The organism is Paenibacillus sp. ACRRX, assembly GCF_022346885.1.
GTDB lineage: Bacteria > Bacillota > Bacilli > Paenibacillales > Paenibacillaceae > Paenibacillus_B.
The window spans coordinates 201,988-220,503 of the sequence record NZ_JAKRNK010000002.1 but is presented as its reverse complement, the minus strand read 5'-3'; the positions used below and the strand labels follow the sequence as shown (position 1 = coordinate 220,503).

The following is an 18,516-nucleotide window of genomic DNA, read 5'->3' as shown; positions in this document are numbered from 1 at the left end:
AAGAGTTCGCACTAATATACATTCGTGTAATGGAGAGATGATACATGCACACAGAAGCGGATTACGATTATATCCATCTGCAGAAGCAGCACATGCATGAAATGGGTGAACTGCTCGTCAAACTGCTGTGGGAGCAGCTCCGCACGCTAGAACTGTTTACTGATTCGGCCACGTTAATGTCAAGTCGCAAAGCAGCAGCCAACCTGAGCCCGGTGTATGACAAATGGCTCCATGTCACCACACACTTCTTAAAGGACTTTAATTACATTGTCGAGGATGGAGATAACTTCTATTCTTTAATGCCCAATACTGCTTCAGCGGATTCGGCATGGGGAGAGTGGGAGTACCGAAAAGCGGCATGGCTGGAGGACTCCAACACGAAGTCGCAGGCGATTCTGGCAGAGACCATGCTGCGGGCGCTGCCGCAAATCCTAACTGGAAAAAAAGCGGCCTCCGAAATCATGTTTCCAAATTCCTCATTGTCCTTGGTTGAAGGTATTTATAAGCATAACCAGATAGCGGATTATTTTAATGAAAGATTGGCCGATACAATTGTCAGTTATATACAGGAGCACCTTCGCCGAGATCCAAGCGCCCGCATTCGTATGTTAGAAATCGGTGCGGGTACAGGTGGAACAAGCGCTACCGTATTCCGTAGACTTGAGCCTTACCGGCAGCATATGGAGGAATACTGTTATACGGATGTGTCCAAAGCTTTTCTGCTGCATGCAGAAAAGGAGTATGGAGCAGAAAATCCTTTTTTAACGTACAAAATGTTGAACATCGAACAATCAATCATAGATCAAGGAATCGAATTGGGCGGTTATCATATCGTCATTGCCGCCAATGTGCTCCATGCAACTCAAAATATTAGGCATACGCTGCGGCACGTAAAAGCCTTGCTGCAAAAAAACGGCCTGCTTGTCCTCAATGAAATTACGGATAGAACGTTATTTAACCACGTCACCTTTGGATTGCTGCAGGGCTGGTGGCTATATGAGGATGAGACGCGACGAATTCCGGGTTGCCCTGGATTGTATTGCGAATCATGGAAAAAATCATTGGAAATAGAAGGGTACCACTCCATTAACTTCCCGACAAGCGATGCAAAAGCACTCGGTCAACAAATTATTGCCGCCGGAAGCGATGGCAGAATTCGGCTCACTCAAAAAGCCAAGTCGCACATTCTGGATTGCAAAGCAGCTGATAACGATGCAGCGACGAAGAAAAAGAAGGAAGCAGTTGTGAACACAGAACTTGAGCTTTGCCATCAGGTGACGGACTCCGTGGTGGCGGCTCATGTCAAGCACATGATTATGCAGAACATATCGGAATCGCTCAAAGTCGAGCTTCATCTGATCGATCATGACGAATCGTTTTCCGATTATGGGGTAGATTCGATTACGGGTGTGCAGTTGGTACGGTTCATAAACCGTACGTTGAAGGTTGACCTCGAAAGCACGGACTTATTTGACTATAACTCCGTAAATCAGTTGGCAAAGCATATTTTATCGCAGCATGCTGATGCACTTAAGCAAAGCCTTGCTCAGCACGCGGCAGCAGCGGAAGAAGATTCGATGGTAGCCCCGATTCGGCAAAATAAAAGGAAGAACACAGGAGCTACACCTACCAACCGCTTTTCTCGTGCTGAAGGGACGTCCGCTGCAAGAACAGAGACAAAAGCTGAAAGAACCGATATCGCCATTATCGGAATGAGCGGTCGGTTTGCGGGCTCCACATCTGTAGATGAGCTATGGACTCATCTTGCAAGTGGAACCGATTTAATTCAGGAAGTATCCCGTTGGAATTTGGCGGAGTATTACCCTGAGGGGGCGGAGTATTGTAAATTCGGAAGTTTTGTCGACAATATCGATCAATTCGATCCGCTCTTTTTTAATATTTCGGGTATAGAAGCGACGTACATGGATCCGCAGCAGCGGATATTTCTGGAGCTGGCCTGGAGCGCGTTGGAAGATGCGGGATATGCAGGGGCAGGCGTTCAAGGAAAAACATGCGGTGTGTATGTAGGGAGCGGCGGCACGGATTATCTCCATATTCTCGGCGATAATCCCCCGGCTCAAGCGTTTTGGGGGAACTCAGGTTCGTTGATCCCTGCCCGGATTGCTTATTATTTGGATCTGCAAGGACCCGCAATCGCCGTAGACACGGCGTGCTCCAGTTCCTTGGTAGCCATTCATCTCGCATGCCAGGCACTATGGGCAGGGGAAATTGAAATGGCACTGGCAGGTGGTGTGTTTATTCAATCCACGCCGAATTTATTTCTTTGCTCCAATCGGGCAGGTATGTTGTCTCCGACAGGGCGCTGTCATACGTTCGATGAGCGGGCGGATGGCTTTGTCCCAGGAGAAGGGGCGGGCGCGATTGTGATGAAGCGCTTGGAGGATGCGATCGCAGACGGTGACCAGATATATGCCGTTATTCGCGGAAGCGGAATCAATCAGGACGGTACAACCAATGGCATTACAGCACCAAGCGCCAAATCGCAGGAACGGCTGGAACGGCATGTATACGATACATTCGGCATCCATCCGGAGCAGATCCAGATGGTAGAAGCACATGGTACGGGTACCCAACTTGGCGATCCTATTGAATATAAGGCGTTGACACGGGCTTTCCGCAATTATACAGACAAGGCGGAATTTTGTGCGCTCGGTTCGATTAAGAGCAATATCGGCCACTTGACGGTGGCAGCCGGAATTGCGGGTGTTATCAAAATTTTATTGTCGCTTAAACATAAGCAAATACCACCGTCCCTTCATTACCGGGTTGGCAATTCAAATATCAACTTCACAGACAGTCCGTTCTATATCAATACGAGCTTGAAGGATTGGACTGTTAACGCGAATACTAAACGTTGTGCGGCCGTCAGCTCATTTGGATTCAGCGGTACAAATGCACATATCGTCCTTGAAGAAGCGCCGAGGGTGGAGCGAAAGCACTCGGAGCAGCCCAGCTATATAGTCGTATTGTCTGCTCGATCACTTGAACAATTACGCATACAAGCCCGTCAATTGGCAGCCTATTGCGAAACAGATGTTTCTGTAAATATCGGAAATATGAGTTATACGCTGTTGTTAGGAAGGAAGCATATGAACTGCCGTTTGGCCTGCGTCGTCCAAGATCCTGATGAACTTTCCAGCCTATTGAAAGCATGGCTGGACACGGGAACAGCGAGCGGGCTTTATGTGTCTGTCCTAGATCGTAATGAGCAGCAACATCAGAACGCCTTGGAGCGTTCTGCAGGAAACCAAAGCATCCAAGAATGCAAACAGGCCAGTGACACTTCTCGCTTCTTTGCAAGCTTGTCCGCAGTTGCCGATCTTTTTGTGCAAGGATATGAGTTGGAGTACAGTGAACTATTTGACGGCGGCGGATACTCAAGGATTTCACTACCTACTTATCCATTCGCCAGAGAACGGTACTGGGTGCAGACGCAGCAAAAACCTTCAGCCAGCAAAACTACCACCACTCGATCTCTAGAACTCGATCATCCGTCTATGCAAGAAGCAACGGGCATCGTGATGCTGGAGCCTATTTGGGAAGAGAGACCCGTATCAAGGAGAGCTGAGCTGGCCACCTACACCAATCATATTGTGATACTGTGTGAAGAATCTGATATTGGAGGATTACATAAGGAGATTACGAGCCGTTGGAACGAGGTTTCGTGCACTCGTTTACTATCAGAGCATAATCAATTGGAACGTCGGTTCGAGGATTATGCTTCAGCGGCATTTACTGAAATTCAATCGATTATTCAGAGCAAGCCTGAAGGATTTGTGCTGGTTCAGATCGTTGTCCCCCGGGAGGGAGAAGCCCAGCTACATGCCGGACTTGCAGGCCTATTAAAAACAGCAAGACTGGAGAATCCGAAGCTGATTGGGCAGTTGATTGAAATAGAGCCGGGAGAAGTACCAACTAACGATTGGATAGGAAAACTCAAAGATAATGGGCAGGCCCCTCAGGATGTCCATATTCGATATAACGAAGGAAAACGATGGGTGTCCACCTGGCGCGAGTGCGAGCAAGCAATGGCTGCAGAGGAATCCCAAAAGATAAAGCAGCTTCCATGGAAAGACGGAGGAATCTATTTGATCACCGGGGGAACTGGTGGGTTAGGTTTTGTCCTGGCGAACGACATCGCCCGTCAAGTGAAAGGTGCCGTTTTGATTCTCACGGGAAGAACAGAGTTGAACGAAGAGAAGCATGCAAAGCTCATGCAACTGGAAACGGTAGGTGCACAGGTTCAGTATTATAAGACGGATGTCACAGATTGCTTTGCAGTAAACCGCTTGATAAGGGAGATCCGGGACACTTGGAGCCGTCTTGACGGGATACTTCATTGTGCGGGTATTATCCAAGATAATTACATTTTAAAGAAAACGGCAGCAGAACTGAGTAGCGTGTTGGCTCCTAAAGTAAGCGGGACTGTATATTTGGATGAGGCAAGCAAAGGGATGGATTTAGATTTCTTCCTTTTATTTTCTTCGCTCACCGGTATATTAGGAAATCCAGGTCAAGCGGATTATGCGATGGCCAATGCATTCATGGATCAATATGCGGTATATCGCAATAAGTTGGTCGCTGAGAAAAAACGCCATGGAGCTTCCGTTTCGATTAACTGGCCGCTTTGGAGAGAAGGCGGTATGCATGTGGGTGGTCAAATCGAAGCGATGATGAAGCAGGCAACAGGGATGACTGGAATGACGTCGGAAATGGGTCTGAGCGCCTTATCCGAAGCATTTGTTTGGGATAAGCAGCGGCTTATGGTGCTTGCCGGAGACATTCCGAAGTTAAAGCATTTCTTCCTGCACGCAGACGATGCTCGTACAGACAACCCTATTGATGCACAATCAACGGATCACGACTTTGACAAAAGACGATTAAAACAATTACGGGAATTAATGCTTGCCCGATTCAGATTGTTTTTTGCCGAGGAAATTAAGGTGACTGTGGATCAGATCGATGTGCATGAGCCTTTGGAGCATTATGGGATCGACTCCGTTCTCGTCATGCAGCTGAATGAAAAGCTCGAACAACGTTATGGATCGATTTCAAAAACGTTGTTTTATGAATATCGGACCTTACACGAAATTGCGAATGCTTTGGTATCGAATTATCCGGAAAAATGTGCGGAGTGGACAAATTTTAATGAATCAGCCACCGTGACCGACATTAAGCCGGCTTCGACCTTCGGGAGAAAAACCATAACATCGGTAACGAATGATAAAGTAAATCAAGACGTATCAAATTCACAACTAACGAACAGGGAGCAGCAGAAGAATGGTCGCCCGGATCATGCGGATGGCGAAGATGAGCCTATTGCGATTATTGGACTAAGCGGTCAATATCCGCAGGCCCCAAATCTTAAAGCGTTTTGGAGCAATCTGAAGCAGGGCAAGGACTGCATCGGCGAGATTCCGCAAGAACGCTGGCCGCTCGAACATTTTTATGATCCAGATCGTAAAGAGGCTTTTGCGCGCGGTAAAAGCTACAGCAAATGGGGAGGATTTATTGATGGCTTTGCTGAATTCGACCCGCGATTCTTTGCTATTTCGCCGCGTGAGGCTATGAACATCGATCCTCAGGAGCGTTTGTTTCTACAAACTTGTTGGGAGGCTCTGGAAGATGCAGGGTACACCAAAGAACTAATATCAGAGCGGCACAAAGGGCGCGTAGGCGTATATGCAGGGGTCACAAAGACGGGCTATGCTTTACACGGTCCGACACTAATCGGCAAAGGCGGAGAACTATTTCCGTTCACGTCCTTCGGCTCCATTGCAAATCGTGTATCGTATTTGTTCAATCTGAAGGGCCCCAGCATGCCACTCGATACGATGTGCTCTTCTTCGTTAACCGCTGTGCATATAGCCTGTGAACATCTTCGCCACGGAGAATGTGAAATGGCGATAGCGGGCGGTGTAAATTTATATTTACATCCTTCCAATTACGTAGAGCTGTGCGGAGGCCAAATGCTGTCGTCTGACGGCAAATGCAAAAGCTTCGGAGCCGGAGCGAACGGCTTTGTGCCCGGAGAAGGCGTAGGTGCTATAATTCTGAAGCCGTTGGCTAAAGCGATTGCCGATGGCGATCACATTTATGCGGTTATTCGTGCAACGAGCATGAATCATGGCGGCAAAACGAATGGCTATCGCGTTCCGAACCCAACTGCACAAGGTGAGCTTGTACGGGAGGCCATAGAAAAGGCGGGGATACATGCTCGTACGATCAGTTACATCGAGGCGCATGGAACGGGAACGGAGCTTGGCGATCCTATTGAAATTACTGGATTGTGCCAAGCATTTGCAAAAGATACGGAGGATACCAACTTCTGTGCAATCGGCTCGGTAAAAAGCAATATTGGTCATTTGGAAGCGGCTGCAGGCATCGCCGGAATAACAAAGGTCATTCTGCAAATGAAGCATGGCCAGTTGGCACCGAGCTTGCATGCCGGGGAATTAAATCCGAATATTTTCTTTTCCAGCACACCATTTGCCGTACAGCAAACGCTGGGTGAATGGAAGCGGCCAGTTATGGAGCTGGACGGGAAATGCCAGGAGTACCCGAGAATAGCTGGAGTTTCATCGTTCGGTGCGGGGGGCGTGAACGCACATGTGATTTTGGAAGAATATGTTACTCAAGCGGTCGATGTCCAGTCTACTGCCTCATCCAGTCCTCCCGCGTTGATCGTACTGTCTGCCAAGAATGAAGAACGGTTGATGGTCAAGGCCAAGCAACTGTTAGCCTTTATCGAAGAAGAGGGTTGTACGGACATAAACATCGCAAATCTGGCTTATACCTTGCAGGTTGGGCGAGAAGCGATGGATGAGCGGCTTTCTTTAATTGCCGGTTCTGTCGAAGAGATCCAGAGAAAGTTGAGTAGTTATGTCGACGGCCAGCTGGATCTTCAGGAGGTATTTCGTGGCAACGTTAAACGGAACAAAGAGGCGTTGGCGCTTTTTACCGCTGATGAAGAGATGGTTGACACCGTCAACAGATGGTTTGAACGCGGAAAATATGTTAATTTGCTGGAGTTATGGGTCAAAGGTTTTGAAATCGATTGGGAAACAATGTATGTCAATTCAGACAACAAGCCTCGGCGGATGAGTCTGCCGACTTATCCTTTTGTAAATGAACAGTATTGGGTCGCAAAGGACATACAGCCATTGACCAGTATCACACCGGCCCATATGCCGCTGTCCGCCAAGCCGTTGCAGGATGACAATGCCTTGGAAATCGGGCAGCAAACTACAGATCACCAGGGTGTGTATGAAACGATGACCTTTGAGGAAGTGTGGCAGGCAGAGGAGATAACTGAGCTCCCGGCTTTGCAGGGGGACAGAATGAAGATTGTAATCTGCTTTCTGTCCGACACCTCCAATCAGCAGGAGATCTCCGCGGAACTGCGGATGATTCATTCGCAAACCTATCTTATTTTTATAACTGCCGGAACCCATTTTTGCAAAGTGGCTGCTAACATGTATAGCATTCTTCCCAACGAAGGACAGTCCTATAAAGAAGCATTTCGCAGCATCCGCGAGGAGCATGGAGATGTAGACACTGTACTATATTTGTGGGCCATGGAAGATCGAAAATGGGTTAGGGAATATTCCGGTATTTTATATATGCTTCAAGCGATGCACACGGAACAAATCAAGCCACATCGGTTGCTATTAGCTGGTGAATTCGCGGATGGGCTCGAGTTCTGTTATCTCGACGCCTGGAACGGATTCAAGCAATCCTTGCGATTAGTCATGCCTAAGATGCGAGTCCACATCATTTGCAAAGAAGCTGTTCAAATGAATCTGGAATCCACTATGAAGGGGAGCAAGGGACGCTTGACCCATATCGTGGAGGAGCTGCATGCAGAGGCTGCGCAGAGCGTCTTGTATCGGCAGGGAAAACGGTATGTCAGCCAAATTCAATCGGTTGAACTTGTTAATGCCTGCGCCCGCTCGGTCCGCAGTGGAGGGACTTACCTGATTACAGGGGGTACTGGAGGATTAGGCCTTATATTTGCTGAAGCGCTTGCCAAAAAGTATGCCGTGAATTTGATCCTGATCGGCCGAGCACTGTTGAATACGGAAAAACAATCAAAAATTAACAAAATAGTAGAATTAGGAAGTAAAGTGTTATTCGTGCAAGCGGATGTTTGTGATCTGGATGGGATGCGGGAAGGAATCCGGCTTGCCAGACAGCAATTCGGAGGCATTAGTGGTGTCATTCATGCAGCCGGATTGATGAGCAACCATCATGTTTTTGAAAAGAGCATGGATGACTTTTCTCGTATTGTGGCTCCCAAAATCACAGGCACGTTGGTGCTTGATGAAGTACTAAAAGGAGAAGCATTGGATTTTATATGCTACTTCTCCTCGACAGCCGCCATATTGGGGGATTTCGGCTCGTGTGATTATGCCGTTGCCAACCGCTTCCAAATGAGTTATGCACACCATAGAAATCAAATAGAGCCGGGCAAAGCACTGGTCATCAATTGGCCATTGTGGAGACACGGGGGTATGGGTTTCGGCAACGATTCAGCTACACATATGTACATGAAAACAAGCGGACAGCGCTTATTAGACAACGACGAAGGCATCGCTTTGTTTGAGCAAATGTTGTTGCAGCAAAAGTCACAGTTTATGATCCTTGCTGGACAACGAGAGCGGGTGCATCGTTTCCTAGGGCTAGTAGAGGAACCTAATCAGAATCCGGTATACCTTGAGCGGCAGCAAGAATCTCAAGAGCAGAAACAGTCGCACCAGTATGGACAAGCGAATAATGTCCGCGAATTCGGTGCAGCGAGTACTGTTAGTCGAACGGGCATGAGAGGCTTAAGCGTGGAGAAATGTGTGGAGCTGGATCTGAAGCAATTAGCTGGACAACTGCTGCATATTCCTATGGAACAGCTCGATATCGACGATCATTTAGCCGAGTTCGGCTTCGATTCCATTGGCTTGGCTAATTTTGCCGAGATAATCGCATTGCATTATCAAGTCGATATATCGCCGGCACTGTTTTTCGAATATTCTACCTTGCTGCGGATTACTGAATATGTATTAAGCACATTCCCGGATACGATCCAAGCGTTCTACAGCGAAGTAGCGCCGCAGGAAGCGGCATCGGCTTTGACACCTATTTCCGCACGTGATGCTTCCCCTTCAACAGCTGCTTCCTCAATTCTTTTTCAAGCAGAATGGGGAGAAGAGGAGATGCAGATCTCTGTTGACGTAGAGTCGCCAAGCAATTCAGCATTAAGCGCTGCTGAGCCGATAGCGATCATCGGTATGAGCGGCCGGTTTCCGCAAGCGAGATCGGTTGATGAGTTGTGGAACATTCTGGCCGAAGGCAGAGAGGTTATTACCGACATGGTAGCAGTGCGCCCTTATATTCGGGGAGTCCAGCATTGTGCTTGCAAAGGCGGCTTCGTTCCGGGAGTGAACGAGTTTGATCCGTTGTTCTTTGAAATCTCTCCACGCGAAGCGGAAACCATGGACCCGCGGCAGCGGCTATTGCTGCAGGAGTCATGGAATGCGCTGGAGGATGCGGGTTACGGCGAAGCACAGTTGAAACACAACTGTATTGGCATGTTTGTAGGGATTGAAAACAATGATGATTACGTAAAGCTGGTAGGGTCTGATGCTTCGATCACATCAAATCACAATGCAATACTGGCTGCACGCTTGTCCTATTTCTTAAACTTAACCGGACCCAACATGGCGATAAATACCGCTTGCTCCTCTGGCTTGGTTGCTGTGCATCAGGCATGCATGAGCCTGCGTCTTGCTGAATGTGATACAGCGGTAGCTGCCGGGGTCGGCTTGATGCTATCCGTGGAGCCGTTTGAAGTAATGAAACAGGCAGGTATGCTTTCAGAAGAAGGCAGATGTTATGCTTTTGATCGGCGGGCAAATGGAATGGTTCCCGGGGAAGCTGTCGCAGCGCTTGTGCTGAAGCGATTGTCCCGCGCCGAGGAAGACGGCGATCCGATTTACGCGGTCATTCGCGGCAGCGGAATCAATTACGACGGGAAAACAAACGGCATTACGGCGCCAAGCGGTATGGCGCAAGCCAATTTACTGAAAGACGTGTATCGCAAATATGATATAAATCCAGAAGAGATCGAGTATATTGTGACGCATGGAACCGGAACGAAATTGGGCGATCCGGTGGAAGTAAATGCATTGGTCAACGCATTTCAAACGCAAACAAATAAAGAGCGCTATTGTGCATTAACTTCTACAAAAACGAACCTTGGGCATACGTTGGCAGCGTCGGGTATCGTCAGCTTGATCAGCTTAGTGCAGGCGATGCGGTATGACACCATTCCAGCAAGTTTGCATTGCGAGCAAGAGAACGAGTATATCCAGTGGAAAAACAGCCCGTTCTATGTGAATAAACAAAGCAGGCCTTGGGCAGAAAACAGCGGCAGCAGAAGAATAGGGGCGGTTAGTTCTTTCGGGATGAGCGGGACAAATGCTCATCTCGTCGTTCAAAGCTATGTTAGAAAGAGACAAGCTAGAACATCTAACGATGCCCCTTATTATTTGCTGCCCTTGTCTGCCAAAACCGAGGAAGCACTGCAAGAGAAGATACAACAGTTGATAGCAATCTTAGATGACCATGCGGAGAAATCACAGCAGTCCGCATCGTTCGCTGCTGGCCAAACCTTATCTGAGATTAGCTATACGCTGCACGCTGGCCGGCACCATTTCAAACACCGCTGCGCTATCGTGGTAGTTGACCGTGAAGATGCTGTCTATACCTGGACGCAGGCGAAGCTGATGGAAAAACGGCCGAATATATTCCGCAGCACGGTGCCGCGAGATTTCGAGGGGCAGGCTGCGCTGCGGCAGTATATGCATGAACTGATGCGGCAAAGTAAGGAAACTGTCCAAAATATGCGGAAGCATCAGGAAAACCTGTATGCCATGGCAGATTTATACTGCCAAGGCTATGACATTCCGATCGAACTCATGGATGTCGATGGGGCTAGACCAGTCCGAGTACATCTACCGCCGTATCCGTTCGCGAAGGAGCACTACTGGGCAGAGGCAGCAGTTCCGTCAAAAAGCGATTCGACGGGTTCACTGCCAACACAGCAGTACCATCCGTTGCTGCAGCACAATACGTCAAGCTTTGCAGAACAGCGGTTCAGCTCTACATTTACTGGCGACGAGTTTTTCTTGAGCGACCATAAGGTCATGGGCAGCAAGGTGCTGCCAGGCGTGGCGTACTTGGAGATGGCGCGGGCAGCAGCTGAATATGCGGCTGAAATGTCAAAACAAGAGGAAGCTGCGAATACGCTGCAATCACAAGTCGTGGTCCGGCTTAAGCATGTCGTGTGGGCGAATCCGCTGCGCGTGGAGGAAGTGCCTGTACAAGCCCATATCGGATTATATCCCGAAGACAGCGGGGAGATTGGTTACGAGATTTACGCTAAAAAAACCGATGATAGAACGGTATACAGCAAAGGTTGTGTCAGCTTCCACAGACTGGAAGGGGACATCCCTTGTCTTGATGTAGCGGCTATACAAGCGGAATGCAGCCAAAGAGAACTCTCTGCCACCGACTGCTACAAAGCTTTTGAAGCGATTGGACTTTCATACGGAGAAGGACATCGAGGAATCGAACGGATCTACGCAGGTCAGGGGCAAGTGCTGGCCAAGCTGAAGCTTCCACACAGTCTGGCCAGCACGGAGCAGAGGTACGTACTGCATCCTTGCTTGATGGATTCAGCATTGCAGGCCGCAATCGGGCTTCTTATAAGTGATGGAACGGATAAACCGGCTGCAAATACACCAGCCCTGCCATTTGCGCTGGAGGAATTGGACATATTCGCGCCATGCAAAGCTGAGATGTGGGCTCGCCTCCGATACAGCAAAGACAGCACTGCAGCAGCGAAGTTGCAGAAGCTAGATATTGAGCTATGCGATGAGCAAGGACACATTTGTGTATGTTTGAATGGCTTCACGTCGCGGGTTACGACAGGAGATACGGATATGCTCTCGTCCTCATCAGGCATAGAATCGATTCTATTCGAGCCAATCTGGAAAGAACAAGCAACAACAAATTGGAACAGTCCGCAGCTGTATTATGCCAAGCAAATGGTCATCCTCGCCGCTGTTGATGATCGGCTCTACGAACATATAGCTACAGCGATGCCTGAAGTGGAGTGCCTGCGGCTGCGGCCGGGCGTCGTTTCAGGAATAGACAAGGCGTACGAAAGCTGCGCCGCCCAGTTGTTTGCGTGCATTCAACAGGTGATAAAGAGTAAGCCGGATGGCAATGTCCTGATCCAACTCGTTACACCTAGCAACGGAGATCTGCAAATCCTTGCCGGGCTTGCAGGGATGATAAAGACCGCGCGGCTGGAAAATCCGCAGCTGATCGGGCAGATCATCGAAGTACCAGCAGAAATAGACGGGCTGGCACTCGTCCAGAAGCTCAAGGAGAATCGGCATTGCTCTGATGACATTCAAATTCGCTACGCGCACGGCAAACGCTGGGTAGAACGCTGGGAAGGAATGAAAGCCGATAATCCAAATGAAACGGTAATCCCTTGGAAAAAGGGAGGTGTGTACTTAATTACCGGAGGGGCAGGCGGTTTGGGTCTGCTATTTGCACAGGAAATCACCCGACAAACAGAGAAGGCTACCTTGATACTCACGGGAAGATCGAAGCTGTCCGCGGAAAAAGCAGCGAGGCTGCAGGCTTTGGATGCACTTGGTGCGCGGGTAGTCTATCGGCAAGTGGATGTGACGGATAAACAGGCTGTAGACCAGCTCATTCAACAAATTCGGATAGAATTTGGAAGTTTGAACGGGATTATCCACAGCGCCGGAATAATCCGAGACAACTATATTCTCATGAAGCAGGTGAATGAACTGGAAGAAGTTCTGGCTCCGAAAGTGGCTGGAGTCGTTCATTTAGATGATGCCAGCAAAGATGAGGAGCTGGACTTCTTCATTTTGTTTTCCTCTATTACCGCAGCGATGGGCAACCCAGGTCAAGCGGATTATGCGGCGGCGAACGCTTTTATGGACCGCTTTGCAGAACGCCGCCATGAATGGGCCGCTGTGGACAAACGGCCAGGGCGAACGCTGTCCATCAATTGGCCACTCTGGAAAGAAGGTGGAATGCGCGTAGATGAAGCAGCAGAGAAGCGAATGGCGGACAAAACGGGCATGCTCCCGCTTGAGTCACAGATGGGCATTCGACTCCTTTATCAAGCATACGCCACCGGGAAGAATCGAATTATGGCTGTACACGGCCATGCAGCGCAAATGAGAGCGTCCGCTAAGATGCCGGGAAGCACAGTCCAGTTTGCGGACCATGCGGACCGTGTAGACCAGGCTGCAGCACAGGCTTCATTACGGACGGCGAGCGAGACTGCAGCCAGAGACAAGAGTGAGAATCAGTCGATTAATCGCTCTATGGAGCTGGATAAAATGCAAGCTTATTTGATGAACATCATCGCTGACATGTTGAGAGTAGAGCCTGCTGATATCGACGTCAATGTTGAGCTGACCGATTACGGATTGGATCAAGCGATGTTGGCTGAGCTTGCGGCTGCTATGAATCAGACGTACAAGCTCGATTTGCCAACGACGATCTTTTATGAATACGCGACAGTCAACCAGTTTATCAGCTTTATTCGCGAGGTTCATTTCAGCTTGTTTGCTAGGGGAGAGCATCAGCAGGAAGCTCGGGAGACGGGGCAGGATGTGCTGCAAGGGAAAGCGGAACAATTCCTTAAAAAGCAGCTTTCCACGGTACTCAAGCTTCCAGAGAAACGGATCGAGGCAGATGCTCCGATGGAGTTGTATGGAATTGATTCCTTGATGGTTATGCAGCTGACCGATCAATTGGAAACCGTATTTGGTTCTTTATCTAAAACATTATTTTTCGAATATCAGACGATCCGGGAACTAACGACGTACTTTCTGAAATCACATCGGGCGACGCTCATCAGGCTGCTGAACGTGAAACTGGAAGCGGTCCCTGTCGACTTGCCGAAGGAAGTTACACTCCCAGTGAATCAACCGATGAAGAGTCTAGTCCGTAATGGCGCAAAACAGCGTTACGCCCAAATCTCGCTTCTGGAACCACAAGCGTCGGCGGTGAAGGCTACTGGGTCCTTGGATATCGCCATAATCGGACTCTCGGGACGTTACCCGGGGGCGGAAAATGTTAATCAATTTTGGGATAACCTGAGGAACGGAAAAGATTCCATAACGGAAGTTCCAAAAGATCGCTGGAATTACCAACTGTATGTAGACGAGAGCAAGAACAAAATGATCGGTGGTAAATGGGGAGGCTTCATCGAGGGGGTGGATCGGTTTGATCCGTTATTTTTTAACATATCTCCACGAGAAGCCGAAGTGATGGACCCGCAAGAGCGACTGTTTTTGGAATGCGTTTATGAAGCGATTGAGGATGCAGGCTACACGAGGGATGCGTTGGGCGCTTCTGTGGAACACGATTTTCCTGGTCAGGTTGGCGTATATGTGGGTGTGATGTATGAAGAGTATCAATTGTATGGAGCGCAGGCGCAGGTTAAAGGCATGCCTTTTGCTCTAAGCGGAAGCCCGGCATCGATTGCCAATCGGGTGTCCTATTATTTTAATTTTCATGGACCGAGCATGGCAGTTGACACGATGTGCTCCTCTTCGCTGACGTCCATCCACCTAGCCTGCCAAAGCCTACAAAAGGATGAGTGCGAGTTAGCTATCGCAGGCGGTGTGAACGTGTCGGTTCACCCGAATAAGTATTTGATGCTGACGCAAGGCAGCTTCTTGTCAAGCAAAGGGCGCTGCGAGAGCTTCGGAGAAGGCGGGGATGGATATGTACCAGGTGAAGGCGTAGGTGCAGTACTGCTTAAGCCATTATCCAAAGCGATCGCGGACGGGGACCATATTTATGGAGTCATCAAGGGCACGGCCATTAATCATGGAGGCAAAACGAATGGTTATACGGTCCCTAATCCAAATGCGCAGGCAAGCGTGATTGGAAGAGCGCTAAAGGAAGCCGGCGTTCATCCGCGGTCCGTCAGTTACTTGGAAGCCCATGGAACCGGTACCTCCTTAGGCGATCCAATTGAGTTGGCGGGGCTCGTCAAGGCCTTCAGAACGTCTACACCGGACAACCAATTCTGTGCCCTTGGATCGGCAAAATCGAACATCGGACACTGTGAGAGCGCGGCCGGGATCGCCGGGGTGACGAAGGTGCTGCTGCAGCTTAAGCATAAGCAATTGGCTCCATCCTTACATTCGGCGACGAGCAATCCGAACATTGATTTTAGCGCAACGCCTTTCGCCGTTCAACAAGAGCTTGCCGAATGGAAGCGGCCCTTGGTTGGGGTAGACGGTCAACTGCGCGAATTGCCACGAATCGCGGGCATCTCTTCATTTGGAGCAGGAGGCTCGAATGCTCATGTCATTATCGAAGAGTACATCCCGATGGATGCGGTAGATGATTCTGCTGCACGATCGCCGCAAGAGCCCACAATAATCGTATTATCCGCCAGAAACGAAGAACGGCTACAAGTTCAAGCCAAGCAGCTGTTGGTGGCCATTCAGGAGCAGGGTTATACGGAAATTCATCTAAGAGATATTGCATATACCCTGCAAGTCGGTCGCGAAGCGATGGAAGAACGGCTGGCCATTATTACAGATTCTATGAAGGAATTAGAAGCAAAGCTGACAGATTATACCGAAGGCCGCAGTGATATTGAGGATATGTATCGTGGACAAGTGAAGCGCAGCAACGACATGCTCGCTGTATTTGCTGTGGATGGAGAGCTGCAGGAAGCCGTCGGCAAGTGGTGTGAGCGCAGAAAATATGACAAGCTGCTGGAGCTCTGGGTAAAAGGTCTGCGTGTGGACTGGAGCAAGCTGCATCGATATGACACACCGCGCAGAATGAGTTTGCCAGCTTATCCGTTTGCAAGAGAACGATATTGGGTACCTCAAGTGGAGTTAGAGGGAGGTAGCACAGCGGGCAGTAAGTTTACCCCGCTAGAATCAAAGCTTCAATTGCACCCGCTGCTGCATCGGAACACGTCAAATTTATTTGGGAACCGCTTCAGTTCACTATTTACGGGTGCAGAGTTCTTCCTGAGCGACCATCAGGTGAATGGGCAGCGGGTGCTTCCAGGCGCAGCACATCTGGAGATGGCGCGGGCAGCAGTAGAACAAGCAGCGGGATTAACGGACAGCAACGGTGTTACCATCCGATTAAAGCATGTGGTATGGCCAGCTCCGCTGCGTTTGATTGGGGAGTCGATTGAGGCGCACATCGGGTTATATCTCGAAAACGACGTAGAGATTCGTTACGAAATCTACAGTGAAACACTTGTCAGCGGCGAGCGGACCGTATATAGCCAGGGTCGAGCTAGTATAGAGGAAGCCGTAGAAGCGCCACGCCTTAACTTATCTGCGCTGCGAGCAGCGTGCAATTACGGCATACTGGAAGGCTCCGAATGTTACGAAGCATTCAAAGAGCAGGGACTGGCATACGGGGCGGGCCACCAAGGAATCAAATGCATATTCTTGGGCCATGGACAGGTGCTGGCGAAGCTGACCTTGCCTTCCATCCTAGCGGAGACAGAGCAGCAGTATGTGCTGCATCCGAGCCTGATCGATTCTGCTCTGCAGGCTTCTATTGGTCTTTCTATGAGCACCGAAACCACAACTGCGGACGAACCTGCAGTTTCACTGCCTTTTGCGCTTGATGAGATGGAAGTATTTGCTCCCTGCGTTGCTGACATGTGGGCGTATATCCGATACAGCACAGGTACGATGGCAAACGACAGAGTACGCAAGCTCGATATCGAGTTGTGTGATGAAGAGGGTTCTGTATCCGTTCGCATAAGCGGTTTTGCGTCCCGGGTCATGCCAAGTGCAGCCGAATTTTCCCCGGCCAACTCGGCTATGGGAACAATGCTGCTTGAACCAGGCTGGCGGGAGCAGCCCCCGGAGAGAGAAATCTCCGCCAAGGATTATGTCAAGCACATTGTCTTCCTTGCCCAGCCATTTGACAGATTGCACAAACTCATTGACGAGAATATGCCGGAGGCGGACTGTATTCTTTTGACTGCGGCTGACGCCAGCTTAGAACAGTCGTACAGGCAATGTGCTGTACAGTTGTTTCAACACGTTCAGGCATTGATTCTCAGCAAGCCTAAAGGGGACATTCTGATACAGCTCGTAATCTCAACTGACGGGGAACAGCAGGTCATGGCCGGACTGGCCGGCTTGCTCAAAACTGCTCGTCAGGAAAACCCGCAGCTGATCGGTCAACTAATCGAAACGGTAGCTGTAGAGGATGCGATCACCCTTATGGAAAAGCTTAAGGAAAACCGTAACCGTCCAGAAGACATTCACATTCGATATACAGACGGAATACGCTGGGTCGAATGCTGGAATGAACGGAAAGACGCTGTGCAGATTGAAGCGGTGATTCCATGGAAAGCCGGAGGCGTGTACTTAATTACTGGTGGAGCTGGCGGATTGGGACTGCTCTTCGCGCAGGAAATCTCCCGCCAAGTGAGCGGAGCCACACTAATTCTCACCGGAAGATCCAAGCTCAGTACGGAGAAGCAAGCAGAACTACAGGAGCTGGAAACGTTAGGTGCTACAGCAGTATATGTACAAACCGATGTAGCTGACAGACTGGCAGTGCACGGATTGATTCAACACATTTGTGACAAATTCGGACATCTTAACGGAATTATAAACAGCGCAGGAGTAATCCGGGATAACTACTTGCTTAAAAAAAATGTGGATGAACTTGAAGAAGTGTTGGCGCCCAAAGTAGCCGGAGTTGTTCATCTGGACGAAGCGAGCAAAGGCTTGAATTTGGATTTCTTCATCTTGTTCTCTTCGTTAACGGGAGCAATGGGCAATCCCGGTCAAGCGGATTATGCGATGGCAAATGCTTTTATGGACCGTTTTGCGAAGTACCGCAACGAATTGCACGCAGCTGGCACACGCCAAGGTCATACGTTGTCAATCAATTGGCCGCTATGGAAAGAGGGAGGCATGCAAGTAGATGCCGAAACAGAACAGCGAATGCTGCAAAAAACAGGATTGACCGCATTGCAAACCGATACGGGGAAGAAAGCTCTGTATCTCGCGCTGGCTTCACAACGATCCCAGATTATGGTGCTGGAAGGCGATATTCAAAGGCTGTCGTCGATGACCGGACACCAATATAAAGGCAATCCTTCTAATGAAGTCACCATTCAGCAAGGTGAATCAGAGGAACAGCTATTTTTGAATATCATTGAACAAATAGACAAAGACGAATTGACGTTGGAACAATTTATCAATATCAAAAGCTTGGCACTTCTGTAAACTGCAGGCTATCTCTTATTCCGTTAGGAGATAGCCTCTTTATTATGCAACTATGCAACAACCTGACTATGAGCAACGAGGTGAACTGCAAAGATGAAGGATGAGTTGAAACAGTTGTACAAACGGATCAAAGAAGGTCGAT

General features: G+C 49.2%; 1 protein-coding gene. It reads left to right on the top strand.

What is annotated here, in order from left to right; translation table 11 throughout:
* The first annotated feature begins 44 nt into the window (after window positions 1-44).
* Window positions 45-18,374, top strand: coding sequence for an SDR family NAD(P)-dependent oxidoreductase (locus MH117_RS06610; protein WP_239327890.1), 18,330 nt, complete (start codon window positions 45-47; stop codon window positions 18,372-18,374).
* The last annotated feature ends 142 nt before the right edge of the window (window positions 18,375-18,516 follow it).

Excerpts from the sequence above, each read along its gene's own strand:
- MH117_RS06610 (WP_239327890.1), top strand. The coding sequence starts at position 45 with ATGCACACAGAAGCGGATTACGATTATATCCATCTGCAGAAGCAGCAC.